This window comes from Halorubrum ezzemoulense DSM 17463 (assembly GCF_002114285.1).
Classification (GTDB): domain Archaea; phylum Halobacteriota; class Halobacteria; order Halobacteriales; family Haloferacaceae; genus Halorubrum; species Halorubrum ezzemoulense.
In genome coordinates, this window is sequence record NZ_NEDJ01000001.1 from 61279 (window position 1) to 85175 (window position 23897).

General features: G+C 69.3%; 26 protein-coding genes. 10 read left to right on the forward strand and 16 right to left on the reverse strand.

Annotated features, from left to right (window positions below):
- Positions 1-44: 44 nt before the first annotated feature.
- From B9H04_RS00315 to sdhC, 3 genes are read right to left on the reverse strand one after another with little or no spacing between them, the layout of a single operon-like run.
- A complete protein-coding gene (locus tag B9H04_RS00315) occupies positions 45-935 on the reverse strand; it encodes a succinate dehydrogenase/fumarate reductase iron-sulfur subunit (protein WP_085682337.1) in 891 nt (296 codons plus the stop codon).
- A gap of 7 nt (positions 936-942) precedes the next feature.
- On the reverse strand, positions 943-1314 hold the full coding sequence (locus B9H04_RS00320) for a succinate dehydrogenase hydrophobic membrane anchor subunit (RefSeq protein ID WP_049930555.1): 372 nt from the start codon (positions 1312-1314) through the stop codon (positions 943-945).
- Position 1315: 1 nt separating this feature from the next.
- Entirely contained in the window at positions 1316-1741 is a 426-nt protein-coding gene (sdhC, locus tag B9H04_RS00325) for a succinate dehydrogenase, cytochrome b556 subunit (RefSeq protein ID WP_049930554.1), read from the reverse strand.
- Between the two features lie 244 nt (positions 1742-1985).
- Here sdhC and B9H04_RS00330 point away from each other — a divergent pair, with 244 nt between their 5' ends.
- The 5 genes from B9H04_RS00330 (at position 1986) to B9H04_RS00350 (ending at position 5497) form a co-directional block, all read left to right on the forward strand.
- On the forward strand, positions 1986-2180 hold the full coding sequence (locus tag B9H04_RS00330) for a cold-shock protein (RefSeq protein WP_004596869.1): 195 nt from the start codon (positions 1986-1988) through the stop codon (positions 2178-2180).
- 172 nt (positions 2181-2352) lie between these two features.
- A complete protein-coding gene (locus B9H04_RS00335; protein ID WP_049930552.1) occupies positions 2353-3075 on the forward strand; it encodes a TetR/AcrR family transcriptional regulator in 723 nt (240 codons plus the stop codon).
- On the forward strand, positions 3072-4445 hold the full coding sequence (locus B9H04_RS00340) for an MFS transporter (protein ID WP_049930551.1): 1374 nt from the start codon (positions 3072-3074) through the stop codon (positions 4443-4445). Before B9H04_RS00335 ends, B9H04_RS00340 begins: the two co-directional genes overlap by 4 nt.
- A 132-nt stretch (positions 4446-4577) precedes the next feature.
- Positions 4578-5054 carry a 50S ribosomal protein L11 gene (locus B9H04_RS00345; RefSeq protein ID WP_049930549.1) on the forward strand — a complete coding sequence of 159 codons (477 nt, stop codon included), beginning with the start codon at positions 4578-4580 and terminating at the stop codon, positions 5052-5054.
- Between the two features lie 155 nt (positions 5055-5209).
- Positions 5210-5497 (forward strand): hypothetical protein, encoded by a 288-nt coding sequence (locus B9H04_RS00350; protein WP_049930547.1) that lies wholly within the window; start codon positions 5210-5212, stop codon positions 5495-5497.
- Between the two features lie 27 nt (positions 5498-5524).
- Here the strand turns inward: B9H04_RS00350 and B9H04_RS00355 are convergent, their stop codons facing one another.
- Complete coding sequence (locus B9H04_RS00355) at positions 5525-5977, reverse strand: universal stress protein (protein ID WP_049930546.1); 453 nt, start codon at positions 5975-5977, stop codon at positions 5525-5527.
- Between the two features lie 138 nt (positions 5978-6115).
- Positions 6116-8017, reverse strand: coding sequence for an ATP-binding protein (locus B9H04_RS00360; RefSeq protein WP_049930544.1), 1902 nt, complete (start codon positions 8015-8017; stop codon positions 6116-6118).
- Positions 8018-8121: 104 nt separating this feature from the next.
- On the opposite strand from B9H04_RS00360, the gene B9H04_RS00365 reads away from it, so the two are divergent.
- The 3 genes from B9H04_RS00365 to B9H04_RS00375 all read left to right on the forward strand — a co-directional run bounded on the left by B9H04_RS00365 (position 8122) and on the right by B9H04_RS00375 (position 10679).
- On the forward strand, positions 8122-8457 hold the full coding sequence (locus tag B9H04_RS00365; protein WP_085682338.1) for a DUF7113 family protein: 336 nt from the start codon (positions 8122-8124) through the stop codon (positions 8455-8457).
- Between the two features lie 43 nt (positions 8458-8500).
- A complete protein-coding gene (locus B9H04_RS00370; protein ID WP_049930541.1) occupies positions 8501-9208 on the forward strand; it encodes a DUF2270 domain-containing protein in 708 nt (235 codons plus the stop codon).
- Positions 9209-9287: 79 nt separating this feature from the next.
- The gene (locus tag B9H04_RS00375; protein WP_049930540.1) at positions 9288-10679 is read left to right on the forward strand and encodes a M28 family peptidase; all 1392 of its coding nucleotides are present in this window, start codon (positions 9288-9290) and stop codon (positions 10677-10679) included.
- Positions 10680-10742: 63 nt separating this feature from the next.
- On the opposite strand, the gene B9H04_RS00380 is transcribed toward B9H04_RS00375, so the two are convergent.
- The 4 genes from B9H04_RS00380 to B9H04_RS00395 form a co-directional block, all read right to left on the reverse strand.
- Positions 10743-11975 carry an alkaline phosphatase family protein gene (locus B9H04_RS00380; RefSeq protein ID WP_080508557.1) on the reverse strand — a complete coding sequence of 411 codons (1233 nt, stop codon included), beginning with the start codon at positions 11973-11975 and terminating at the stop codon, positions 10743-10745.
- Between the two features lie 182 nt (positions 11976-12157).
- A complete protein-coding gene (locus tag B9H04_RS00385; protein ID WP_049930539.1) occupies positions 12158-12349 on the reverse strand; it encodes a hypothetical protein in 192 nt (63 codons plus the stop codon).
- A 67-nt stretch (positions 12350-12416) separates the two neighbouring features.
- Complete coding sequence (locus tag B9H04_RS00390) at positions 12417-13157, reverse strand: helix-turn-helix domain-containing protein (protein ID WP_085682339.1); 741 nt, start codon at positions 13155-13157, stop codon at positions 12417-12419.
- Positions 13158-13350: 193 nt separating this feature from the next.
- Entirely contained in the window at positions 13351-13923 is a 573-nt protein-coding gene (locus B9H04_RS00395; protein WP_049930536.1) for a peroxidase-related enzyme, read from the reverse strand.
- A gap of 136 nt (positions 13924-14059) precedes the next feature.
- Between B9H04_RS00395 and B9H04_RS00400 the strand changes: the two genes are divergently transcribed.
- Both B9H04_RS00400 and B9H04_RS00405 read left to right on the forward strand, forming a co-directional pair.
- Positions 14060-14533 carry a PaaI family thioesterase gene (locus B9H04_RS00400; RefSeq protein ID WP_049930535.1) on the forward strand — a complete coding sequence of 158 codons (474 nt, stop codon included), beginning with the start codon at positions 14060-14062 and terminating at the stop codon, positions 14531-14533.
- A complete protein-coding gene (locus B9H04_RS00405; RefSeq protein WP_080508556.1) occupies positions 14526-15371 on the forward strand; it encodes an amidohydrolase family protein in 846 nt (281 codons plus the stop codon). Before B9H04_RS00400 ends, B9H04_RS00405 begins: the two co-directional genes overlap by 8 nt.
- 55 nt (positions 15372-15426) lie before the next feature.
- Here the strand turns inward: B9H04_RS00405 and B9H04_RS00410 are convergent, their stop codons facing one another.
- The 7 genes from B9H04_RS00410 to B9H04_RS00440 form a co-directional block, all read right to left on the reverse strand.
- Positions 15427-16590, reverse strand: a complete 1164-nt coding sequence (locus B9H04_RS00410; protein WP_085682340.1) for a phenylacetate--CoA ligase family protein — start codon at positions 16588-16590, stop codon at positions 15427-15429.
- A gap of 137 nt (positions 16591-16727) precedes the next feature.
- A complete protein-coding gene (locus tag B9H04_RS00415) occupies positions 16728-17774 on the reverse strand; it encodes a branched-chain amino acid ABC transporter permease (protein ID WP_049930531.1) in 1047 nt (348 codons plus the stop codon).
- A gap of 87 nt (positions 17775-17861) precedes the next feature.
- Entirely contained in the window at positions 17862-18815 is a 954-nt protein-coding gene (locus B9H04_RS00420; RefSeq protein ID WP_049930529.1) for a branched-chain amino acid ABC transporter permease, read from the reverse strand.
- Positions 18816-20894: an AMP-binding protein gene (locus B9H04_RS00425; protein WP_049930528.1), complete on the reverse strand. Its 2079-nt coding sequence runs from the start codon at positions 20892-20894 to the stop codon at positions 18816-18818. It abuts the gene before it with no gap.
- On the reverse strand, positions 20895-21728 hold the full coding sequence (locus B9H04_RS00430; RefSeq protein WP_129452547.1) for an ABC transporter ATP-binding protein: 834 nt from the start codon (positions 21726-21728) through the stop codon (positions 20895-20897). It lies immediately after the preceding gene.
- Complete coding sequence (locus tag B9H04_RS00435) at positions 21728-22579, reverse strand: ABC transporter ATP-binding protein (RefSeq protein ID WP_049930523.1); 852 nt, start codon at positions 22577-22579, stop codon at positions 21728-21730. Before B9H04_RS00435 ends, B9H04_RS00430 begins: the two co-directional genes overlap by 1 nt.
- Positions 22579-23874: an ABC transporter substrate-binding protein gene (locus tag B9H04_RS00440; protein ID WP_080508555.1), complete on the reverse strand. Its 1296-nt coding sequence runs from the start codon at positions 23872-23874 to the stop codon at positions 22579-22581. Before B9H04_RS00440 ends, B9H04_RS00435 begins: the two co-directional genes overlap by 1 nt.
- Positions 23875-23897 lie beyond the last annotated feature (23 nt).

Consider the following 23897-nt stretch of genomic DNA (forward strand, 5'->3'; position numbering starts at 1 on the left):
GTAATTTCGTAAGTTCCGAAGTCCCTTGATACTGTCTGTCGGGATTACCAGAACTTCAGGTTGTTTTTGACCGCCTCGCGCTTCAGCTCCTGGATGTGCTCGGTGAGGGGGATGTCCTTCGGGCACACCTCCGTACAGGAGAACTGCGTCTGACACCGCCAGACACCGTGCTCCTGCTCGATGATCTCTAAGCGCTTCTGTTTCATCTCCTCGCCCTCGCGCCCGTCCATCGCGCACCGGTACGCCTTGTTGATCGCGGCCGGCCCGAGGTACTCGGTGTCCCCCGCGGCGACGTTACACGAGGACATACACGCGCCACACCAGATACAGCGCGTGGACATCTTGATCTTCTCGCGGTTCTCCCGGTCCTGGCGCTGCTCTTCGAGATCGCCGTCCGGGTACTCGTCCGTCTGGAAGTACGGCTCGACGGCCTCCATCTGCTCGTAGAAGTGCTCCATGTCGACGACGAGGTCCTTCGTCACCTCGGCGTGGGGGAGCGGCTCGACGCGGACCGGCTCCTCGAGGTCCGATATCTGCGTCTTACAGGCAAGCTTCTGGCCGCCGTTGACGAACATCGCGTCGGAGCCGCACACCGCCTGCCGGCAGGAGTGGCGGAACGTGAGCGAGGAGTCGTACGTGTCTCGCGCGTACATCAGCGCGTCGAGGACGGTCATCCCCTTCGTGAACGGGACGTGGAAGGTGTCGAACCGCGGCTCCTGTTTCCCCTCGACCTGCGGGTCGTAGCGGAACACCTTCAGCTCGACCGTGCTCTCGTCGGCGGCCGCCTTCTCCGCTTCCTCCTCCGGTCGCTGCTGGCGGCGCTCGGCCGCGCGGCGCCGCTTCTCGGCGCGGCGCTCCTCGCCCTTCGAGGCCGGCTCCGTCTCGGTTTCGGCCTCGGTCGATTCCTCGGTCTGCTTCGGAATTTGCGTGCTCATTGTCGGTTCAGTAGAGTCCGATGCCCGCCCACGCGTTCGCGGTGCGGATTCCCTGCGCGATCAGCACGACGCTCGCGGCGACGAGCGTCCACTTGATCACTGTGCGTTTCGTGCCGGTGAGCCCCTGGTTGACCAGCGCGTTGTAGACGCCGTTGACCCCGTGGAACGTCGCTGTCACGAGGAAGAGGATCATCAGCGAGTAGTAGCTCAGCTGCTCCATCCGGCCGGAGCTGGCGAGGAACGACACCTCGTCGGCGTGGTGGACGAAGTGGAGCAGGAAGAAGTGGAACGCCAACACGACCAGCAGGAACACCGCCGTGATCCGCTGGAGCAGCCACATCCGGCCGCCCGACTGGAACGAGGAGTAGCGCTCGGCCATCTCAGAACGCCCCCGCGATGAACGTCGGCACGGACGCGACGGTGATCGCTCCGGTGAGGACCAGCGACGCGTAGAAGCTCTTGTCCTGTGCGTCCAACCCGATGCCGAGGTCGGTGAGGAGGAGCCGGGTGCCGTTGAGCATGTGGAAGACGGCGACCGCCAGCAGGCCGACCTCCAGGATGCGGACGAGCAGCAGCCCCTCCAGCGAGACGATCGTCTGCGTGTACACGTCGTTGCCCGCGGCGATCGCGGCTTCGCTGGCGCCGGCCGCCGGAATCCCCGTACTCAACACGGCGATGTGCGTGAACAGGTACCCGATGAGCACCCATCCGGTGAACTTGTGGAAGATCCACGCCCACATCCCCGCCTCGAACTCCCGCCAACGGCCGAAGTCCTCGATGAGGCCTCGATTGTACGACTGACTCATACCTAACGGTTCTGAACCGGGGTCGTATAGTAGTTACTAACACGGCGGGGCTCGCTCCCGGATCTCGGCGAGCGACGAACGCCCGCGAAACGGACGCAACGACCCGAAATGGCGAATTTTTGAACGCTCCGCGAGAGCCGGCTCGCGGCGGCGCGACGCCGTCGGACCGGCCCGTGAGACCGGGTTTCAGGGACCGCACCGTCACGGAAGCCTTTTATGTTCCACTCCCGCTTCTTCGGTCGCAATGGCGAAAGGCGAAGTCGATTTCTTCAACGACACTGGCGGCTACGGTTTCATTTCGACTGACGACGCGGACGAGGACGTGTTCTTCCACATGGAGGACGTCGGCGGTCCGGACCTCGAAGAGGGTCAGGAAGTCGAGTTCGACATCGAGGAGGCGGACAAGGGTCCGCGCGCGTCGAACGTCACCCGTCTGTAAGTCGGCGACGACACCCGAGGCGAATCGGCTTTTTGACCGCTTTCACCCTTCGAGCGGCCGCTCCGGATCGCGGGCCACCGCGGGCGGTAGGCCCGGTCGGCGCCGACGGCGAAACACCCGATCCGACCCCGACCGATAGGGATTTACCGCTCGTTGACTGACTAGTCAGTCAATGAGCGACGCGCCGAGCGCGGCGGAGGAGATCATGGACGGGGTGTACAGCGCCCTCCGCGCTCACGGGTACGCCGACCTGACGATGCAGGACATCGCCGACGAGTGTTCGAAGAGCAAGTCGCTGCTCCACTACCACTACGACACGAAGGAGGACTTGCTCGTCGCCTTCCTCGACTACGTCGTCACCGACTCGGAGGAGCGGATCGCGGCCCGCGCCGACGACCCGCCCGTCGAGCGGCTGGTCCAGTTCGTCGGGTGGTTCGTCTTCGCGCCCGACGAGGCCGACCGCGAGGCGTTCCACATCGCCCTGTTGGAATTGCGCACGCAGGGACCGTTCAACGAGCGGATCCGCGAGCAGCTGGCGCGCAGCGACCGGCTGCTGCGGGGCACCGTCGCCGACATCCTCGGGGACGGGATCGATGCCGGCGTCTTCCGCGACGTCGACGCGGAGGAGACGGCGGCGCTGCTCGTGGCCACCCTCGACGGCGCCCGGACCAGACAGATCACCCTCGCCGGCGCCGGGCGCGACGACGACGCGGCCGGCTACACCCGCGAGGTCGCAGAGGCGACGCTCCGGCGGATCGTCGGCCCGCTGCTCGCGGAGGGCATGGAACTGCCGCCGCTCGACGAGTCGATCGACGCGCTTCGGGGCGACGCCGACCCTGACGAATCGGTCGACGACGACGGAGCGGCCGGCAGGTCCACGGACCCCGGCGAATGAGCCGCTTCGGGTTCGAGCGACCGCCGCCGGTGCTGCTCGCGGTGATCGCGAGCACGTTCTTCGTCGGCTTCGGCGGCGGCGTCGTCTTCCCGATCCTCCCCAACCTCGGCGCAGTCCTCGGTATCTCCGCGTTCATGGTCGGCGCGATCCTCTCCGCGAACCGGTGGGTTCGACTCATCGCGAACGCGCCCGCCGGCGCCCTCGTCGACCGGTACGGGACCCGGACGCCGTTCGTCGCCGGGCTGTTCGTCGAGGGGGTCGCCACGCTCGGCTACGTCGTCGCGCTCGCGATGCCCCCCGCAGAGGCGCTCCGTCCACTCGCGGCCTCGCTCCCCGCGTTCGCCGTCGGCCCGTTGGTCGTCGGTCCCGAGCAGTGGTTCGCCCCGATCGGCGTCGCCGTCGCGCCCGAGACGTGGTTCCTGCTCGCGCGGGTCCTCTGGGGGCTCGGCTCCGCGGCGGTGTTCGCGACGGCGTACACCATTGCGGCCGACCTCTCCGACAGCGGTTCCCGGGGGACGAACATGGGGATCGTCCGCGGCGGGATCACGATGGGGTTCCCGGCCGGCCTCGTCCTCGGCGGCGTCGTCTCCGCGCTCGTGGGCAACGTCGCCGCCTTCGCCGTCGCCGCCGCCTTCGCGCTCACCGCGAGCGCGGTCGCCTACCGGTACGTCCCGGAGACGCACGTCACCGGCGACCGCTCCGACGACTCGATCAGGCCGTGGGAGATCGACACCGCCGTCCCGGCGCTGACGGTCGGGCTGGTCAACTTCGGACTGATGTTCGCGTACATCGGCGCGCTGTTCTCCACGCTCGTCTTGTTCCTCGGCGCGAACGACATCTCGCTGTTCGGTCTCGCCCCGCAGGGCACCTCCGGGCTGTTCATGGCCGGAACGGTCCTCTCGGCGGCGTTCTTCATGCTCGTCGGCGGACGCGTCTCCGACACCCGCGACTCCCGCACGCCGATCCTCCTGACATTCCTCGTCGTCTCGTTCGTCGGGTTCCTGCTGCTCGCGCGGGCCGGCTCGGTCCTCTCCTTGGGTCTCGCCTGCGTTTTCATCGGCGCGGGACAGGGCGGGACGAGCGGCCCGATGATGGCGCTGCTCGCTGACCTCACCCCCGATGAGCGCATGGGGCGCGCCTCGGGAACGAACAACGTCCTCGGCGACGTGGGGGGCGGGCTCGGCCCCATGGTGTCGCTCCCCCTCATCGAGGCGGTCGGCTTCACGCCGATCTACGCCGCCTGCGCCGTCCTCCCGCTGCTGGCCGGCGTCGTCCTCCTTTTCGGAGTCCGACGGGAGACCGGGACGTTCCTGCCCGGGCAGGCCGCGGGCGAGGCCGGCGGGAACGACCCCGTCGCGACGGACGCGTAGCCGCGCTCGTCGCCGCCCGACCGGCGGGACGGGAACTCCTTCCGGCGGGGCGTCGGGACGCCGTATGCGAACCGCTATCGCCCCCTGCCCGAAAGAACAACCGTTAAAAGTCGGCGTCGGGTTCGTACGGACATGGCTGGAACTATCGAAGCGCTCGTCCCCGGCGGGCAGGCCAACCCCGGCCCGCCGCTCGGTCCCGAGCTCGGACCGACGCCGGTGGACGTTCAGGACGTCGTCGAGGAGATCAACGACGAGACCGCTGCCTTCGACGGCATGGAGGTGCCCGTCACCGTCGAGTACGACGACGACGGCTCCTTCACCATCGAGGTCGGCGTGCCGCCCACGGCGGAGCTCATCAAGGACGAGGCCGGCTTCGACACCGGCTCCGGCGAGCCGCAGGAGAACTTCGTCGCCGACATGTCGATCGAACAGGTGAAGAAGGTCGCAGAGCAGAAGTCGAGCGACCTGCTCGCGTACGACACGAAGGCCGCCGCCAAGGAGGTCGGCGGCACCTGCGCCTCCCTCGGCGTCACCATCGAGGGCGAGGACGCCCGGACGTTCGACGACCGCGTCGACGCCGGCGAGTACGACGACGTCCTCGACGAGTAACGCTTTTTTCCGGCTCTCCGCTTTCCGGCGCCGCTTTTGATTCCGACCCGTTACACCGCGGTCCGCGTCATCGGGGTGCGTGCCCTCCGCACCGTCCGGGTTCGGGCCGTCCGCGGAGGCGGCCACTTATGAGCGGACCGGACCGACACGTCGGTATGCCGGATCTCAACCCGATCGCGAAGCGGATCCACAACGTCCAGCCCCGACCGGTTCGGCTCGAACTCGACTCCGGCGAGACCGGCGTCTTCGAGTTCTCGTCGACGGAGTTCTTCCAGCGGGAGTTCCGCGGCGAGGGCGTCCGAACCGACGGCGACGCCGACGCCGAGTTCCGCCTGATCAGCTCCGAGGACTACGAGGACATCCTGCTCGGCCGCTCCGGACCCGACGAGGAGGGGTGGTCGATGGTCGGCGAGGTGGTCGCGGCCGAGCGCGCCGAGGGGTAGCCGGACCGCCTCGTCAGCGGAGCGCGCTCAGCGGACGACCGTGACGGGCACCTCGGCGCGGCGCACCACGCCCTCAGCGACGCTGCCGAGGAGGACCCGCGAGAGGCCGGTCCGGCCCCGGCTCGCCAGCACGAGGTGGTCGAACGGCTCGCCGTCCTCGCCGTCTTCGCCGACCGGCTTCTCGCCGCCCGCGACGCCGAGGATCGTCTTCGTCGGGCGGCCGACCTCCAGCCGCGTCTCGACATCCCGGTCGACTATCTCCGACACTTCGGCGAGGACCCGTTCGCCGCGCTGCTTGGCGCTCTCGTACCACTGGTCGGACGCGCCCGGGAACCCGCCGTCGGCGCCCGTCGCCGAGTCGGCGGGGTTGATCACGTGAAGGGCCGTGAGGTCGGCGTCCGGCCACTCGTCGGCCGCGAACCGCAGCGCCTCGGCCGCCTCTTCCGACCCGTCCACCGCGACGAGGATGCGCTTGCTCATACGCGGCGGTTCGACTGCTCCGGACAAAAAGGGCGGCGATGAGTTCGAGTCGGCGACAATTCACCGCGAGGCCGTAGGCCGGGACCGGGCGGCGGGGCAGTCGGTCGCGGAGCGCTCGCCGGCCGCGCGGCGCTCGTCTCAGTCGTGCCGCGTCACGCACTCCGAGAGGCCGATCAGCTCGACGGGCTCGGAGTTGTCCGGCGAGTAGACGACCATCTGCCCCTTCTCCATGTACGGCACCTTGCCGGCGAGGTTCGACGGGATGTTGACGCTGGAGATCGCGTCCTCGTCGCCGAGGTTCAAGACGATCTTCGTGTTCACCTGCTTGAACACCGACTCGGCCACGTCCTGGGGGTCCTGCGTGATCAGGAACAGGCCCAGCCGCTCCTTTCGGCCCTGCTTCGCGGCCTCCGTGAACTTCTGGACCACCTTCTGGGCCTGGACGTTGTCGGCGTCGGCGAGGAAGTTGTGCGCCTCGTCCATCCCGACGAGGAGCGGCGTCTCCTTGATCCGGTCGCTCTCCGGGTCGTTCGAGAGCTTGTCGTCGACGAGTAGCCCCGCGACCGCGAGCACGACGATCTCCTTCTGCCGGGAGGTCGGCAGGTGGTAGGTTGGGACGACCGAGAGCCCGCCGGGGCGCACGAGGGTGTGGTCCAGCTCCGTGATCGGCTTCGCGTCCTGATCGAAGATCCCGCTCGGGACCCCGCGGACCCGCCGTTTGACCGCGTCGAACGTCGCCTCGTGGATCCGACCGCTCTCGTGGAGCTCCTCTTTGAGCGCCGGGTCGTCGAGGTACGAGAGGAACTCGCTGTAGGTGCCCGCGTCGCCGTAGTTGTCGAAGAACCGGTTGATGAGGGTCAACAGCGCGGGGTACTGGTTGTCGTTGAGCCCGGAGCCGGCGACCAGCCACGGCATGTCCTTCGCCAGCGAGAAGGGGATCGTGAACTCAACGCGCTCGGCGCGGTGCCCCTCGCCGGGGTACGTCGCGTTCGCGACGCGGGGCACGAGGGCGACGGTGTCGTCGTGGCCCCCGTGGGCGATCCCCTCGCCTTCCAGCCGGCGCGCGAACGCGTCGTCGAGGTCGGGGTTGTCGTCGTGCATCTGCGCGTACTCGTCCTGCGGGTCGAACTGGACGACTGCCATTCGCGATTCGCGGCCGTCGCCCATCGGGTAAGTTCGGTCGGAGTCGAGGTACTGGCGGAGGACGTTCTTCGAGGCGTGGGTCTTCCCGGAACCGGTGCCGCCGGCGACGAGCGTGTGCCGGAACGCGAGCGGGTCGCCGTCGCCGTAGTCGTCCTTGACGCGGTAGTCGACCGTCGGGGGCTCCGCCGCGGTGCGGACCTTCTCGCCCCCGACGGAGAGGTGGCCGAGGAAGACGCCGTCGTCGGGGATCTTCAGCCCCGTCTTGATCTCGGCGTCGTCGTCGGCCTCCTCGACGACCGCGCCCGGCTTCGGCACGCGGTCCGTCATCCGGCGTTTCATTCCCTCGCCCTCGCCGTAGACGACGGACATCGGCTCCAGGTCGGCGACGAACTTGTAGTCGCGCTCGGCGAACTCGTCGCGGCGCATCTGCCGGCGGGCGTGGATCTCGGTCGCGTCGTCGGACTGGAACTCCTGCGCGTACTCCAGTCCCGTGATCCGACAGAACAGCCGCTCGCCGTCCGGGTACGGGATCAGGAGGTACTTTCCGAGCCGCACCGACTCGCGGTTGCCGGTCGTGACGAACGCCTTCAGTGACGTCTCGTCTTCCTCCTCGGCCACGCGGAGCCCCTGAGAGACCGACACGACGCCGAGCCCCGCGTCGCTGCCGGCCGGCGTCGCGTCGTAGGCGGCGAACGCCTCGTCTTCCGCGTCGCCGCGCGCGTCAGCGGTCCCGGCTTCGGTCGCCGAATCACCCCCCGCATCGGCCGCACTCCCGCCGTCGGCCGCCGAGGCAACCCCGCCGTCGGCCGTGGAGTTGCCTCCGCCGTCGGCCTCGCTCGGCGCGCCGCCGTCGCCGTCACCGTCTCCGGTGAACTCGGTGAAATCCTCCAGCGTCATGGCGTATCCACCGGCCGCCGGGCCGAAAGCGTTTGCCCTCCCGCCGGGACGCACGGGAACCCCTCCCGCGGCGCGCTTATCCCGCTCGACCCCGTACCCGTGCCATGATACTCGTTCGCGGCAGCGGAGGCGGGACGGACCTCACCGGTACGGTGTTCGAGCGCGGCGAAGAGCCGCCGGCGTACAAGGGCGCGCCCGACGAGGACGCGCCGTACGTGTGGGTGTGCGACTCCTTCTACGAGGTCGAGAGCGGCGGCTCCCCGCTCGTCGTCGACGGCGAGGAGATCCGCGTCGCCTTCGAGGAGCCGATGCCCCGCGGGTTCGACACGCGCGACCAGGCGGTCGAGGCGGCCCGCGACCACGTCCGGACGCAGTTCGCGCGGATCGGCGTCGACCCCGATGACGCCGACATCGAGGTGACCGCGGCGGACCCCGCCTGAGTCTCGCCTCGCTTTTACCTGCCCCGCCTCGGTACGGGTCGGTATGTCCGAACCGTCGGAGGACTTCGACCCCGAGTCTCGGGAGGAGCGCGAGGTCGCCGCCGAGGCCGCCGGCGACCGGTCCGATTTCCTCTCGCTGATGGGCCACGCATACCGCGGCGAGCTCGGACGGACGAGCTCGTGGCGGACCCGCATCGACCGCACGACCAACTGGGCGGTCGTGGTGACCGCGTCTCTGCTCACGTGGACCTTCTCGAGCGCGTCGCGGCCGCACTACGTGCTGCTCATCGGGCTCGTCATGCTCAGCGTCTTCCTCGGCATCGAGACGCGTCGGTACCGCACCTTCGACGTGTGGCGGTCCCGCGTCCGGCTGCTGGAGGAGAACGTGTTCGCGAACGCCCTCGATCCGGAGGGCGTCGAGCAGTCGAACTGGCGGGCGCTGCTGAGCGAGGACCTCCGCGAGCCGACGATCAAGATGCCGGCCGTCGAGGCGGTCTCGCGGCGTCTCCGACGGGTGTACGCGCCGCTCGTCTCCGTCCTCGTCGCCGCGTGGGTCGTGCGGCTCACGGTGTTCACCGCCGCCGGAAACGGCGTCGTCGCGACGGCGTCGGTTGGGCCGATCCCCGGCGCGCTCGTGCTCGCGCTCGTCGGCGGGTTCTACGTCGTCGTGATCGCGCTGACGGTTCGGCGGGCGCCGAGACGAGCTAAAGGAGAGATGCAGGCCGCCGAGGACGCCGAGGAGTGGAAGTGAACCAGACGGCCTCGCGAAGCCAGACGAGGCGATCCGCGACTCCCGCAACCCCTTTTCGCTCGGGGCACTACCGAACCGTATGACCGAGCTACCGGACCGCGTCGTGGGCGACGCGCGGACGAGCGACTTCGGGTGGAGCCTCCTCACGGACCTGACCGACATCGGGAACCGGATGGCGGGATCGACCGGGGAGCGGCGCGGCGCGGAGCGCGTCGTCGAGGCGTTCGAGGCGGCCGGCCTGCGGAACGCCGGGCTCGACGAGTTCGAGATCCCCGGCTGGTGGCGCGGCGACTCCTCGCTGTCGGTGTCGGGCGCGGTGGAGCGGCACCACGGGAACTCCCACGAGGTGATCGCGCTGCCCGGGACCCCGAGCGGCGAGGTGACGGCCCCCCTCGTCGACGTCGGCGACGGCACCGATGAGGAGTTCGCGGCCGCGGGCGAGGCGCTGGACGGCGCGGTCGCGATGGCCTCCTCTCGCACGCCGGAGAGCCACGACCGGTGGATCCACCGGATGGAGAAGTACGTCGCGGCGGCGGAACGCGGCGCGGTCGGGTTCGTCTTCCGGAACCACATCGAGGGGGCGCTCCCGCCCACCGGCGAGATCGGGTACCACAACCGACCGGGGCCGATCCCCGCCGTCGGCGTCTCGAAGGAGGTCGGCGACCGGCTCTCGCGGCTCGCCGAGACGGCCGCGGACGGCGACGGCGGAGGCGGCCGCGGCTCGGGAGCCGACCGCCCGACCGTCTCGCTCGACGTCGACTGCCGCAACGAGCCGACGACCTCGGTGAACGCGGTCGCGGAGGTCGGCCCTGACACCGAGGAGGCGGTGTACCTCACCGCCCACGTCGACGCCCACGACGTGAGCGACGGCGCCAACGACAACGGCGCGGGGTCGGCGCTTGTCGCGGAGGTCGGTCGCCTGCTCGCGACGGTCGAGGGCGACCTCGACACGCGGGTGCGCCTCGTCACCTTCGGCTCGGAGGAGATCGGGCTGTGGGGGGCATACCACTCGGCGGAGACGACCCCGAAGGAGGATATCGCCTGCGTGGTGAACCTCGACGGCGCGTGTAGCTCGCGGAACCTCCGCGTGGGGACGAACGGGTTCGACGGGATGCGCGAGCCGTTCGAGGCGGTCGCGGACGCGTTCGATGCCCCCCTGACGACCGGCGAGACGATCTCGCCCCACGGCGACCAGTGGGCGTTCGTTCAGGAGGGAATCCCGGCCGTGATGGCGTCGACGACGAGCGACCAGTCAGGGCGCGGCTGGGGCCACACTCACGCCGACACCATCGACAAGCTCGACTCCCGCGACCTCCGCGAGGTGGCGACGCTCGTGACCGCGGCCGTCTACCGGTTCGCGACGGGTGACGTGGGGGCGGACCACCGATCGCGGGAGTCGATCCGCGACGCCATCGACGAGGGGTACGTCGAGGAGCTGAAGACGGGCGGGCGGTGGCCCTACGACGGGTAAGCCCGGGAGGTCGACGCAAGACACCCGGCAGAGGCCGGCGTCGAGTCCGGACCGCGCGCCGCGTCAGTCGAGCGCCGAGGCGCGGGCCGCCGCGAACGGGACCAGCATCTCCGCCGGGTTGAGCCCGCCGTGCATCCCGACGTACGACAGTTTCTCCGGCTCGACGTCGCCGAACCACACTCCCGAGTCGCGGTGCGTGACGATCAGGTCGCCGCAGCGCCGTCGGAACCGGTCTGAGACCGGGCGGTCGCCGAAGAGGTCGCGGTCGATCGCCTCCCGCCGGGTGAACGTCCGCGCGTCGTGGTCCGAGAGCGCTCGCCGCGCGTCCGGGACCGTTCCCGGTCGCAGGTGGAGGTGAACGTTGCGGGGGCTGCCGGACATCTTGACCGGCGTGCCGTCGGCGTGCCGTCGGAGGTTCCCCGTCACCGCCTCGTTCGCCGAGAGGTCGAGATTGGCGTCGGGGTCCGTGTTCACGTGGCCGTGGTCGGCCGTCACGAGCAGCAGCGTCCGCTCCGCGGTCCGCCGATCGACCCGCCGCAGAGCGGCGGTAACCTGCTCGCAGACGGTCGCCACCGTCTCGCCGTACGCCCGGCCGTCGGTGCCTTCGGCGTGGGAGACGTGGTCGACGTGCGGCACGTACGCGTAGACGTATCCGGGGTCGCCGCTCGCCGCGACCGCCGCCGACAGGCGCTCGCCGAACGAACCGAGGCCGTCGTAGACGTGCTGGGTCACGTCCTCGCCGCCGGCGTCGAACGGCTGGAGGCGGTGACAGTCGACCCCCGCGTCGCGCATCCGAGCGTAGAGCGACTCGCATCCGACGACCGACCCCTCGGGGACTCGCTCCGCCGCCGCGCCCGATTTCACATCCCCCCCGAGCGGCAGGAACGCCGTGTCCAACCGGGGGTCGTAGACGTTCCACCCGACGTACCCGTGTTCGCACGGGAGTCGCCCCGTCTCGAGCGTGGTGATCGCCGCCGCGGTCTCGGACGGGTAGACCGAGGTGAGCGGGGTCACCGTTCCCGCCTCGGTGAGCCGGTCGAGGAGGCCACACCGTGGACGGTGGCGCTTCCAGCCGTCGAGGCCGAACCCGTCGACGAGGAGGAGGACGACCGTGTCCACGTCCGTCTCGACGCCGTCGAACACGTCGCTCGGGAGGGCGCGGCGGCCGCCGGCGTCGAGCACCGATCGGACGGTGTCCGGGACGTTCCCGAAGCAGTAGTCCTCGTACGCCGGGAAGAGGTAGCCGTCGCGCTGCTGACGGTCTCGAAGGACCCGCTCGATATCGTCTCGAAACACGGTAGCGGTCGTAGAGAGGTCCCGACGCCCTCCGGGCGGATCGTTTCTTAACCTGTCGTGAGCGTCTCGTCGGTCCTCGGCGAGCGCCTCTCGGCGTGGCCGCGAGGGGACCGGCGGGGCGGGGCGCCGGCCCCGAGTCCGGCGCGGCGGCTCGCGGACGGCTCGTCAGGCCGCCGCTCGGCTCATTCCTCGTCGGAACCGTCGCAGACGCCGAGCGGGAGCGACTCGGGGGCGTCGCCGTCCGCGTCGAGGCCGGCGTACGCGTCGTCGATGAGCCGGGCTAACTGCGTCTCGGGGCTCACGCCGCGGGCGGCGGCGAGGGCCGCGAGCCGCTCGTACTGCTCGTCCGGCACGGTCACCGTTCCCTCGTCCATACGCGGCGCTCCGTCCCGAAGCTACAAAAGCGTTGGTCCGGCCCCGCTCGCGGGCGATCAGTCCGGCTCACGACGAGTCGGTCCGGTCTCCCCCGTACGCGGCGTCGATCGGCTCGCCCTCCGCGAAGCGATCGAACAGCGCGTTCATCACCGACGACTCGGCGCGAGAGAGGTGCTCCCAGACGGTCGTCGAGCCGAGGCCGAGTTCGGCGGCGACCTCCTCGACGCCCACGCCGCCGCCGTGGTCGTAGTAGCCCGCGGCGATCGCGGTGGCGAGGACCTCGCGCTGCCTGTCGGTGAGCCCGTCGAGGAGGCCGGACGCGGGGAGCTGCGGCGAGCGCTCGATGGACGCGAGCTCCACGTTCCGCGCCAGTTCCACCTCGTTCCCGCCGCGTTCGAGCTCGCGCATTACCGCCGAGAGGTCGTCGTCGTCCTCCAGGTACGCCGTCCAGCGCTCGACGCCGCCGGAGATGGTCGTCCCCGTCCGGTAGTGGAGCCCCAGCCGCGAGAACCGCTCGCCGATCCCGTCCCAGTCGGCGGCCGAGATGTCGATCGTCAGTGCGACGTAGGCGTGGGCGCCCTCGATCGGCGCGAGCGGCTCGGCCGACACGATCAGGTCGAACTCGCGGAAGTCCTCGACGAACGCCGCGATCTCCGCCGCCGGACCGGTGAGCTCGGCGATCCGCTTGCGCTCGGACCCGCTGCCGGTCATCGAGGAGACGGACCGGTACCGCACCTCCGGGTGGCGCGCGCTCACCTCGCACTCCGGCTCCCCCGCGTGGTAGATCCGGAACGTCACTTCCCGCATGGCCGATTCGAGGTCGCCGAGGTTCAAACGGGTTCCGGACCGGTCGCGAGCCGTCCTCGTCGGTGGCGGCGCGGCGGCGGTGGCGGCGCGTCGGCGGTGGCGGCGCGTCGGCGGTGGCGGTGCGTCGTCGGTGGCGGCGCGTCGGCGGTGGCGGTGCGTCGTCGGTGGCGGCGCGTCGGCGGCGCGGGCGCGGTCAGTCGCTGCGCCCCATCGCGTAGAACTCGTCGTTCGGACGCATGTCCGCGACGGTCGCCATGCGGTTGGAGAGGTTGAAGAAAGCCGCCACGGAGGCGATGTCCCACACCTCCTCCGGGGAGAAGCCGGCGTCTCGGAGCCGCTGTACGTCCTCGTCAGTCACGGCCTCGGGCGACTCGGTGAGCGTGACGGCGAAGTCGAGCATCGCCATGTGGTGGTCGGAGACGTCGGCCTGCCTGTGGTTCGTGGCGAGCTGGTCGGCGAGCTTCGGCGCGCCCGCGTAGATCCGACAAAGCGCGCCGTGGCCGACCACGCAGTAGAGGCAGTCGTTCGCGCCCGACACCGCGACGACGATCATCTCGACCTCCTCCCGAGCCAGCGGCGTGTCGGACACGAGCGCGTCGTGGTACGCGAAGAACGCCCGAAAGTGGCTGGGCTTGTACGCGAACGCCGAGAACACGTTCGGCGTGAATCCGGCGTCTTCCGTCTCCTCGTCGATGCGGTCGCGGAGGTCCTCGGGGAGGTCCTCGTAGTCGGGCACGGGGAACCGTCGCATCGCGTCCTCGTTCATACCCCCAAGCGCGCGCCGTGACCACAAAGCCGTTCCCCCGGACTACCCATCGCTTCGCTGCTCTCCAACGTCTCGAACGGTCTCGTCGACCTGGGCGGTTGATTTATGCGGGGGCGTGCCGTGCGTTGGCACACGCATGCCCGACCCGAGCGACGCCGGTCCGGGAGCCGGCGACAGCGACCGCCGGCCGGCGCCGAGTTCGGGAGAGGCAGACCGGACGGCGGTCGTGGAGCGGCTGTACGGCGAGGTCCCCTTCCACCGGCGGCACAACCTGGAGGTGCTCGCCGTGACACCCGAGCGCGCCAGCGTCAAGCTGCCGTTCGATCCCGGGCTCGTGGGCAACCCCGACCTCGGCGCGGTCCACGGGGGCGTCGTGAGCGCGCTCGTTGACCTCGCCGGCGCCGCCGTTTTCGTCGGCGGGCGCGAGGCGTTCACGCCCACCATCGACCTCCGCGTGAACTACCTCGAGGCCGCCGGCCGGGAGCCGCTGTACGCGACGGCAACGGTTGACCGCCGCGGCGCCGACATCGGCGTGGCGAGCGTCGAAGTCGAGTCCGGGGACGCCGTCTGCGCGACCGGCACGGGCGTCTACAAGCTCACCGATGACTGAGTTCCCCGTCGACGGCGTCGTGGACGCGCACGTCCACCTGATGCCCGAGCGGCTGATGGCCGCCATCCGAGAGGCGCTGGGCGAGGCCGCGGGCTGGACGTTCGACCACCCGACCGACCGCGACCGGATGGAAGCGGCACTGACCGCCGCCGGCGTCGAGCGGTACGTCGCGCTCCCGTACGCCTCGCGCCCGGGGACGGCGGGCGACCTCAACGAGTGGGTGATCGAGGCTGCCGCGGACTCCGAGATGGCGGTCCCGTTCGCCACCGTCCACGCCGGCGACGACGACGCGGGGACCGTCGTCGCGGACGCCCTCGACGCCGGGGCCCGCGGCCTGAAGCTCCAGTTGCCGGTCCAGGGGTTCGCGGCCGACGACCCGCGGCTCGACCCCGCCTACGAGGCCGTCGCCGCCCGCGGCGCGCCGGTCCTGCTCCACGCCGGGACGGCGCCGATGTTCGAGGACAGCCCCCACGTCGGCGTCGAGCGCTTCGAGTCGTTTCTCGCCTCCTACCCGGACGTGCGGGTGTGCGCCGCGCACATGGGGACGTACGAGGTGGACGCGTTCGTCGAACTCGCCCGCGACAACGGCAACGTCTTCCTCGACACCACCTTCGCCATGTCGAGCGTGGCCGAGACGTACATGGAGTTCGACCCGGCGACGGTCGCCGACGAGACGCTGATCGAGGTCTCGGAGTCGGTCATGTACGGCTCCGACTACCCGAACATTCCGTATCCGTACGCCCGGGAACGAGAGCACCTGCTTGCGCGGGATCTCCCGGTCGAAGCGCAACGGAACATGTTCTCTCGGACCGCGCGCCGCTTCCTCGACGGCGACTGAGCGACGATGCCGCCTCCTCGACGGCGACTGAGCGACGCCGATGCTCGGCGGGCGCTTAGTACCGCTCGTCCACGACGCCGGGCTCGTCGAGGTCGGCGACCAGTTCGACGGCGTCCGGGGTCACGATGAGGCGGTCGCCGAGCGCCGCGCGCAGTTCGTCGGCGTCGGCCTCGCCCTCGCAGATCACGACGAGGCGGTCGGTGGTCTCGGGCTGGGACACTTCGACGCGGTACTCACCGGTCAGTCCCTCGAAGCCGGCGAGCACCGTCTCGATGCTCTCCGGGTACACCTTCACGCCCTTGACCTTCAGCCGCTCGTCCGTGCGGCCGATGACGCCGTCGGGCAGCACGACCGTCCCGTCCCGGACCGCGAGTTCGGCGAGGTCGCCGGTCCGGTAGCGCACAAGGGGAACCCCCGCTTTCCTGAGGTGCGTCACGACGACCTCCCCACGCTTGCCGGCGTCCAGCACCTCGCCGGTGTCCGGGTCGACGACCTCCACCACCGCGTAGTCGTCGACGACGCGGAGGCCGTCCTCGGCCGCGGTCTCGGCCGCGACGGGCATGATGTGCCGCGTACCGAAGTAGTCCACCGCGGTCGAGGCGTCGAGCGCGTCCTTGACCGCCTCGCGGCGGCCGGGGATCGACGTGAACGGCTCGCCCGCGCCGACGAACGTGTCGACCGAGCCGCCCTCGGCGCCGATCTTCAGCGCGAAGCTCGGGTTGGCCACGACGGCGTCCACGTCGTACGCCTCGATGGTGGCGGCGGCCTGCTCGGAGTCGCCGGGGCCGAGCGGGAACACCTCCGCGCCGAGGCGTTCGAGCGCCCGATGGAGCACGTACCCGGTGCCGAACAGCTCGTAACCGAACGTGTTGACGACGCGGTCGCCGGGCTCGACGCCGGCGCGTTCGAGCACGTCCGCGTTGGCGGCGGCCTGGGCCTCGAGGTCGTCGGCCGTGTCGAACACCGGTCGCAGCTGCTCGCCCATCGGCGAGAACGTGACCATGGCTGCGCCGTCGTACAGCGACCCGCTCGGCGGCGCGGCCTCGAAGTCGGCCTCGAGCTCCCCCGCCGTGGTGAACGGGAGCGACCGGAAGTCGGCCCACGAGTCAACCGCCGTCGGGTCGACGCCCGCGTCCGCGAACTTCTCGGCGTAGAAGTCGCGGTCGGCGACCCGCTCCAACTGCTCCCCGACCGCAGCCAGTGTGCTGTCGTCGTACATCGCGTTAACACACGAAAAACTGGCACATAAATCTCCGTCACGGGCGCGGCGTCGAAGTCGACCGCGTCAGATCAGACGGATCGCGTCAGGTCAGACGGGAGCGACGCGACCGTATCGCGGCGCGCGGGCCGTCGCGCTCAGTACGCGAACGGCCACGTGCGCAGGTACTCCTTGATCTTGCCCAGCCCGGCCAACACCCCCTTCGGCTCGACGGCGAGCACGACGATGATGATCGAACCGAAGAACACCGGCAGCAGGGCGGTCGCGTTGGTTCCCGTGAGGTCGGCGAGGTAGTTCAGCCCGTCGTTGAGGTAGTCCTGCACGAGCGTGACGACGCCGACGCCGAGCAGCGCCCCCCACACGCGCCCGAGGCCGCCGAACAGCAGCATGACGTAGTGTTCGAGCGTGAGCCCGAGGGTGAAGTACTCCGCGTTGATGAAGCCGATCTGGAACCCGAACAGCCCGCCCGCGACACCGATCATGAACCCGCCGATGGCGAACGCGAGCAGCTTGTTCTTGAACACGTTGACACCGAGGACGGACGCGGAGAGGTCGTTCTCGTGGATGGCGCGGAACGTCTTTCCGATCCCGGTCCGCGAGAGGTTCAGCGACAGCAACGCGAACACTAACAACAGCACCAGCGCGAGCAGGTACTTGTCGATGGTCGTGCCGAGGGCGCCGACCGGGCCGACGAGGCCCACGTTCGAGGGCACCGACTGGGTCGTTCCGCCGTGGATGAACGCGAGCTGCGGGTTCACGAAGAACCACTCCTCGGCGATGAACTGGAGCGCCAGCGTCGAGATGGCGATGTAGAACCCCTTGACCCGGAACGACGGGAGGCCGAAGCCGACCGCGACCAGCGCGGAGATCAGGCCGCCGACGGCGAGCGCCGGAAACAGCCCCGCGCCGACGGCGAGCAGCCTGCTCGTGCTGTACGCGCCGATGGCCATGAACGCGCCCTGCGCGAGCACGATCTCGCCCGCGTAGCCGAGGATGACGTTGAGCCCCAACACCGCGATGGCGAAGATGTACGCCTGCGTCAGCAGCGTCACGGTCCCGCCGCCGAGCAGGAACGGCGCGATGAAGGGGATCGGCAGCCCCAGGGCGAGCGCGATCTTCTGCGTCCGCCACCGGACGAGGCCCATCCGCGACTCGTAGTCGGTGAAGTACTCACCGCAGGGCATGCGACCACCCCCCTTCGGCCGCGGCCGTTCGAGTCGTCGGTACGCCGCCGGAGCGCCGCGTGGCGCGCGAACTGTGTCCGTTCATGGTCAGAGCCTCTCTATCCGCTCGGTGCCAAACAGGCCGTACGGCTTCACCAGAATGACGACGAGCAGGAGGATGAGGGGGAGTATCTCCCCGAACCCCGCGCCGAAGTTGGCCTGAACGTCCGTGAACGGGACGTACACCGCCGTGCCGCCCACGAGGTAGTACGAGCCGAGTTCCTGGAGGACGCCCACGACGATCGAGCCGATGAACGCCCCGGGGATGCTGTCGAGGCCGCCCAACACGACGGCGGCGAAGATGATGATCCCCGTGTTCTCGATGGAGACCGCCGCCCCGCCGCTGGAGGTCGCGAGCAGGATGCCGCCGATGGCGGTGATGGCGATCGAGAGCGTCCACGCGAGCGCGATGGTGCGCTCGATCGAGACGCCGAGCACCATCGCCGCCTGCTCGTCGCTGGCCGACGCCCGGAGGATCGACCCGGTGACGGTCTCGCGGAAGAACAGCATCAGCACGGCGACGACGACGAGCGCGATGGCGACGGCGATGGCGTACGCCGCCTGTATCGAGGTGCCCAGCGGGAGGCTGAGCTGGCCGCCGAACGTCAGCGCCGACGGGTACGCCTGCGCGTTCTGGCCGTACAGGAAGAAGACGACGCCCTCGAGGATGCTGCCGAGCGCCAGCGTCACGATGATGACTGACAGCACCGGTTCGCCGATGAACTGGCGGAACACGACGCGTTCGAGCGCCAGCCCGAGCACGAGGCCGAGCAGGACCGTCACGAGCACCGCGGCCCACGCGGGGATCGCCGCCGGGAGCACGGTGGCCGTGCCGAAGACCACGACCCCGTACGCGCCGATCATCGCGATCTGGCCCTGCGCGAAGTTCAGGACGCCGGTCACCTTGTAGATGAGCGAGAAGCCCATGGCCACGAGCGCGTACAGCGCGCCCAGTCCGAGTCCGCTCAGCGAGATGTCGATGAACGTGACCCAGTCGACCATCTAGCTCACCTCCAGTTCGCGGTCGTCGTCGAGGACCGGTTGGTCCACGTCGACGATGCGCATGACGCCGCGTTCATCGGACTCTCTGCCGTCTTGGTACGTGATCGTGAGCTCCATTGCTATCTCGGTGCTGCCGTCGTACAGGGCGGTCACGAGGTCGCCGTACCGGTCCACGACGACCTCGCGGCGGAGCTTCCCGGTGCGGGTGAGCTCCCCGTCGTCGGCGTCGAACTCCTTGAACAGGAGCACGAACCGCCGGATCGGGTTGTCGAGGTCCTCGTTGGTCTCGGCGACCACTCCGCGAAGCAGCTCTAAGACCGGTTCCTTCCGCGTTAGGTCGCTGTACCCCGCGTACTGGATGTCTCGCTGGTCGGCCCACTCCGCGACGTTGTCGTACCGAATGTTCAGCACCGCGGTGAGCTCGGCGCGGTCGTCGCCGACGACCATCGCCTCCTTCACGTAGGGGTTGAACTTCAGCTTCGTCTCGACGCTGATCGGCGCGACGGCGGTGCCGTCGCTCATCTCCAACACGTCGTCCATCCGGTCGAAGATCCGCACGTGGTCGTCGTCGGTGAGCGCGCCGAAGTCGTCGGTGTGGAGCCAGCCGTCCTCGAACGCCGACTCCGTCTTCTCCGGCATCCCGTAGTAGCCGGAGGTGACGACCGGGCCGCGGACGAGGAGTTCACCGCCCGGCGTGATGCCCACCTCGACGTTCGGGAACACCTCGCCGACCGTCTCGACCTGGACATCGTCGTCGCGGTGCATCGTCACGAAGCCGCACACCTCGGACTGCCCCCAGATCTGCTTGAGCGGGACGCCCATCGCGTGGTAGTACTCGAAGTGGTCCTCCCCGAGCGGGCCCCCGCCGGTGTAGACGTTCTTCGCGCGCTTCAGCCCGATCTTGTCGAGTATCGGGCGGTACGCCACCCAGTACGACAGCCAGTGGGCACCGCGCAGCCACGCCGGCGGCTCCTCGTCGTTCCTGTCGCCGATGACGTACTCGGCGTACTTCTCGCCGATGCTCGTCGCCTTCTCGTACACCCAGCGCTTGAACCGGGTGGTGTTCTCGACCTTCGCCTTGATATCCGCGACCCACGCCTCGTACCGCTTCGGCGACGAGAAGATGATCTCCGGGCCGATCTCGCGGAGGTCCTCCTCTTCCGTTTCGGGCTGTTCGGGGAAGTTCGCGGTCCAGCCGGCGACGAACGCGGCCGCGAGCAGGATCATCTGCTCGCCCACCCACGCCATCGGGAGGTAGGAGAAGTAGTCCGACTCCTTCGGCAGCGGGTCGATGTCGATGGCGGCGTTGGCGAGGTTCACGAGGTTGAAATGCGAGAGCCGGACGCGTTTCGGCATCCCCGTCGTCCCCGACGTGGGCGCGAGCATCGCGGTCGCCTCCGCGGGCACGGCCTGGATCTCGGACGCGAGGTAGTCGTCGCTCACGGCCCCGGACTCGCGGCGCTCGCGGCCGCGCTCCTCGACGTCCTCGTAGGCGACGATCTCCGGGTCGCCCGGCTCGGTCTTCTCGCCGTTCTCGTACCGGAACATCCCCTTGTCGTCCCGGTAGATGATGGTCGACAGCGACGGCACGTCGCCCGAGACGAGGAGGAGCTTGTCCACCATCTCTTGGTCTTCCGCGTACACCACCTCGGGCTCGAGCAGTCGGAGCTGCTTCTCGATGTCCTCGGGCAGCATGTCCTCGTAGTTCGGGGCCGCCATCCCGCCGAGGGACTGCGCGGCGATCCACGCCCACAGCTGGTGCGGGCGGTTGTAGCCGATGGTGAACAGCACGTCCTCGTCGCCGAACCCGTACTCCTCTAAGCCGAGCGCGAACCGCTCCATCCGGTCGTAGTACTCCTCCCAAGTGAACTCCTGCCAGACTCCGTACCGCTTCCAGCGCAGGGCGATGTCGTCAGGATGCTCGGCGGCGTGGTCGATGAGGATCTCGGGGAGCGCCCGGTCGGAGACGATGGGAACCGACTCGCCCTCCGGCGCGGTCAGGACGCGCTCGACGGAGAGCCCCGAGTCGTCGGAGTCGCCCGACGCGACGCCCTCGCTCTCGGCGTTGTCGGCCGCCATCTACTCGACCCCCGTGTAGACGCGGGCGACCTCGGGGTCGTTCGTCACCTCCTCGGGCGGCCCGCGGGCGATGACGCCGCCCTTCTGCATGACGATCATCCGCTCGGAGACGGCGGTGACGACTTCGAGGTCGTGCTCGATCATCACGAGCGTCAGCCCCTCCTCCTCGTGGAGGTCGGTCAGGAAGCGGATCATGTCGTACTTCTCGTCGAAGGTGAGCCCGCTCATCGCCTCGTCGAGCAGGAGCACGTCCGGTTCGAGCGCGAGCGAGCGGGCGAGGTCCACGCGCCGCTGGACGCCGAGCGGCAGCGTCGACACCGTCGTGTGGCGGTGTTCCCAGAGCTCGAGGTAGTCGAGTATCTCCTCGACGAACCGCATGTTCTCGGCCTCCGTCTTCCGGCCGGTCCCGTAGTACAGCATCGCCGAGAGTACGTTCGGGCGCTCGGCGACGGCCCGGGTCGTCATCACGTTCTCTAAGACGTCCTCGCTCTCGAACAGCTCCAAGCCCTGGAACGTCCGCCCGATGCCGTGGCGCGCGCGGTAGTGTTCCGGCCTGCCGCTGACCTCCTCGCCGTTCAGGAACACCTCGCTCCCGGCGTCGGGCGTGTAGAAACCGTTGAGGATGTTCAACAGCGTGGTCTTCCCGGCCCCGTTCGGACCGACGATGGACACCCACTCGCCGTCGGCGACACCGAGGTCCACGTCGTCGACGGCGGTGATCGAGCCGAACGTCTTGGTCACGTTCCGGCAGCCGATCGCGGCGTCCTCGGGAGAAACGTGAGTCCCGCCTCTGAGCGCCGCCGCCCGCGTCTCGGCCTCCTGATCTGCGCTCATCAGGTCCACCTCTTGCGGATCTTGTAGTGCCTGATGTCGGTGTAGCGGGAGTCCTCGCTGGACGTGCCGAGGTAGAACTCCTTGATCTCCTCGCGCTGGACGAGATCGTCGGCCGGGTCGTGAAGCTCTATCTGCCCGTTCTCCATGACGTAGCCGTAGTCGGCGATCTCCAGGGTGCGCTTGGCGTTCTGGTCGGCGATGAGCATCGTGATGTCCTCCTTCCTGTTGATCTCCACGAGCGTCTCGAAGATGTCCCTGACAAGTTTCGGCGCGAGGCCGAGCGACGGCTCGTCCAACAGGAGCAGGTTCGGCCGGTGGATGAGCGCTCGCGCGATGACGAGCATCTGCTGTTGCCCGCCGCTGGCGTAGCCCGCCTTGAGGTCTAAGATGTCCTCCAACTGCGGGAAGTACTCGAAGGCGATCTGGTAGTCGTCCTCGTCGAACCGGAACCGGCGGCCCTCGCGGTAGAGCCCGCACCGGAGGTTCTCCTCGACGGTGAGGTCCTCGAACACCCGCCTTCCTTCGAGGATGTGCGTGATGCCGCGGCCGACCATCTCGTTGGCGCCGTAGTTGGTCACGTCCTCGCCGCGCAGGAAAACACGACCCCGCGTGACCTCGCCGCGCTCGCTCCGCCCGATGCCGCTGATCATCTTCAGTATCGTCGATTTCCCGGCGCCGTTCGGGCCGAGCAGCGCGACGATGTCGCCCTCGCTGGCCGACATCGAGACGCCCTGCACGGCGAGGAAGTGCCGGTCGTAGACGATCTCGACGTTGTCGAGTTCGACGACCGGTGGATCGCCGTCGCCCGCCGCGGCCGTCGCGTCCGCGGTCGTTTGCTCGTCGGTCGCCATCACAGTCCGATCCAGGAGTCGCGACGGGGCAGTTCGACGCTGGTGTCGAAGCTCAGGCTGCCGTCGGTGACCTCGAACAGCCGCCCGTTCATCGTCGGGCGCCGGTCGTCCTCCGCGTAGCTGAACGGCTCAGCGAGGCCGAACATGTCGTCGTCCTCGATGCCGAACATCCCCTGTCTGACGTTCGGCCCGGTCGTGACGTCGTTCCCGGCCTCGGCCGCGTTCTGCAGGCCCTTCAGCGCGAGCAGCGCGTGGATCACGCCGCGCACGTAGTTGAGTTGGGCGACCTCCGGGTCGTCCATGCTGCGCCCCTCGCGCTCGAAGTTCGCCTCGATGATCTCCGCGCCCCGGCCGCCGCTGTCGAGAGCGCCCTGGAACGTTCGGAACGCGTTGACGTATCGCACGCCCTCGAAGATGTCGGGCGACTGCTGGACCACGCGCTCGTCGACGGTGTAGGTCAGGCCGCACACCGTCAGGTCGGGGTAGATGTCCTGTCGGTCCTCCAAGAGCACCCGCATCGGCGCGGACGTGTTCTGGTGGATGAGGTAGTCGATCTCCTGGTCGCGGGCCTGTCTGAGCTGCGTGGTCGCGGAGTTGGCGGTCAGCGGGAGGTTGATGTCCGAGGCCACGTCGAGCCCGAGCTCCTCGGCGTACTGCTTGCCGCCCTCGACGGGCGACCGCCCGAACGCCGTGTTAGAGAAGATGAACCCGACCGTCGCCTCGGGGTCGTTGTCCGCGATCCACCGCAGGTGGGCGCGGGCCTGGCTGGTGTAATCGAGGTTCCCGAAGAAGTTGTACGGGAACTCCTCGGTGACGAGGTTCGCGGAGTAGGACGCGGAGACGTACACCACCTCGTCGTCCGCGACGGTGCCCGCCAGCGCCTCGGTGTCGGCGGTCCCCCAGCCGATGATCAGCGGCGGCGACGACTCCGAGGTGTACTGCTGGTAGTACTGCTGGGCCTGCGGCACCTCGTAGGCGTAGTCGTTGTTCGGATGGTCGATGCTCACGTCGAACAGGTCGTTCTCGTTGATGTACGTGATGGTGTCGCGAGAGCCGATGGCCGTCGGCCGGCCCACGTCGGAAGTCGCGCCGCTCTCGTCGTATATCCCGGGCACCGTAACGGAATCGGGCATCCCCCCGCTCCCTCCGCCGCCGCTGCCACTTCCGCTGTCTCCGCCGTCCCCGCCGCCGATACATCCGGCGAGCGCCAGCGTCGCCGCTCCGGCGGCACCGCTCTTCAGGACGTTGCGCCGCCGGTACAGCCTCGTCGGATCCCCTGTGTTATCATTTGTCATGAGTATCTACCTACCACCCAGAG

Coding starts and splice junctions, on each gene's coding strand:
- B9H04_RS00315 (WP_085682337.1), bottom strand. CDS start 935: ATGAGCACGCAAATTCCGAAGCAGACCGAGGAATCGACCGAGGCCGAA.
- B9H04_RS00320 (WP_049930555.1), bottom strand. CDS start 1,314: ATGGCCGAGCGCTACTCCTCGTTCCAGTCGGGCGGCCGGATGTGGCTG.
- sdhC (WP_049930554.1), bottom strand. CDS start 1,741: ATGAGTCAGTCGTACAATCGAGGCCTCATCGAGGACTTCGGCCGTTGG.
- B9H04_RS00330 (WP_004596869.1), top strand. CDS start 1,986: ATGGCGAAAGGCGAAGTCGATTTCTTCAACGACACTGGCGGCTACGGT.
- B9H04_RS00335 (WP_049930552.1), top strand. CDS start 2,353: ATGAGCGACGCGCCGAGCGCGGCGGAGGAGATCATGGACGGGGTGTAC.
- B9H04_RS00340 (WP_049930551.1), top strand. CDS start 3,072: ATGAGCCGCTTCGGGTTCGAGCGACCGCCGCCGGTGCTGCTCGCGGTG.
- B9H04_RS00345 (WP_049930549.1), top strand. CDS start 4,578: ATGGCTGGAACTATCGAAGCGCTCGTCCCCGGCGGGCAGGCCAACCCC.
- B9H04_RS00350 (WP_049930547.1), top strand. CDS start 5,210: ATGCCGGATCTCAACCCGATCGCGAAGCGGATCCACAACGTCCAGCCC.
- B9H04_RS00355 (WP_049930546.1), bottom strand. CDS start 5,977: ATGAGCAAGCGCATCCTCGTCGCGGTGGACGGGTCGGAAGAGGCGGCC.
- B9H04_RS00360 (WP_049930544.1), bottom strand. CDS start 8,017: ATGACGCTGGAGGATTTCACCGAGTTCACCGGAGACGGTGACGGCGAC.
- B9H04_RS00365 (WP_085682338.1), top strand. CDS start 8,122: ATGATACTCGTTCGCGGCAGCGGAGGCGGGACGGACCTCACCGGTACG.
- B9H04_RS00370 (WP_049930541.1), top strand. CDS start 8,501: ATGTCCGAACCGTCGGAGGACTTCGACCCCGAGTCTCGGGAGGAGCGC.
- B9H04_RS00375 (WP_049930540.1), top strand. CDS start 9,288: ATGACCGAGCTACCGGACCGCGTCGTGGGCGACGCGCGGACGAGCGAC.
- B9H04_RS00385 (WP_049930539.1), bottom strand. CDS start 12,349: ATGGACGAGGGAACGGTGACCGTGCCGGACGAGCAGTACGAGCGGCTC.
- B9H04_RS00390 (WP_085682339.1), bottom strand. CDS start 13,157: ATGCGGGAAGTGACGTTCCGGATCTACCACGCGGGGGAGCCGGAGTGC.
- B9H04_RS00395 (WP_049930536.1), bottom strand. CDS start 13,923: ATGAACGAGGACGCGATGCGACGGTTCCCCGTGCCCGACTACGAGGAC.
- B9H04_RS00400 (WP_049930535.1), top strand. CDS start 14,060: ATGCCCGACCCGAGCGACGCCGGTCCGGGAGCCGGCGACAGCGACCGC.
- B9H04_RS00405 (WP_080508556.1), top strand. CDS start 14,526: ATGACTGAGTTCCCCGTCGACGGCGTCGTGGACGCGCACGTCCACCTG.
- B9H04_RS00410 (WP_085682340.1), bottom strand. CDS start 16,590: ATGTACGACGACAGCACACTGGCTGCGGTCGGGGAGCAGTTGGAGCGG.
- B9H04_RS00415 (WP_049930531.1), bottom strand. CDS start 17,774: ATGCCCTGCGGTGAGTACTTCACCGACTACGAGTCGCGGATGGGCCTC.
- B9H04_RS00420 (WP_049930529.1), bottom strand. CDS start 18,815: ATGGTCGACTGGGTCACGTTCATCGACATCTCGCTGAGCGGACTCGGA.
- B9H04_RS00425 (WP_049930528.1), bottom strand. CDS start 20,894: ATGGCGGCCGACAACGCCGAGAGCGAGGGCGTCGCGTCGGGCGACTCC.
- B9H04_RS00430 (WP_129452547.1), bottom strand. CDS start 21,728: ATGAGCGCAGATCAGGAGGCCGAGACGCGGGCGGCGGCGCTCAGAGGC.
- B9H04_RS00435 (WP_049930523.1), bottom strand. CDS start 22,579: ATGGCGACCGACGAGCAAACGACCGCGGACGCGACGGCCGCGGCGGGC.
- B9H04_RS00440 (WP_080508555.1), bottom strand. CDS start 23,874: ATGACAAATGATAACACAGGGGATCCGACGAGGCTGTACCGGCGGCGC.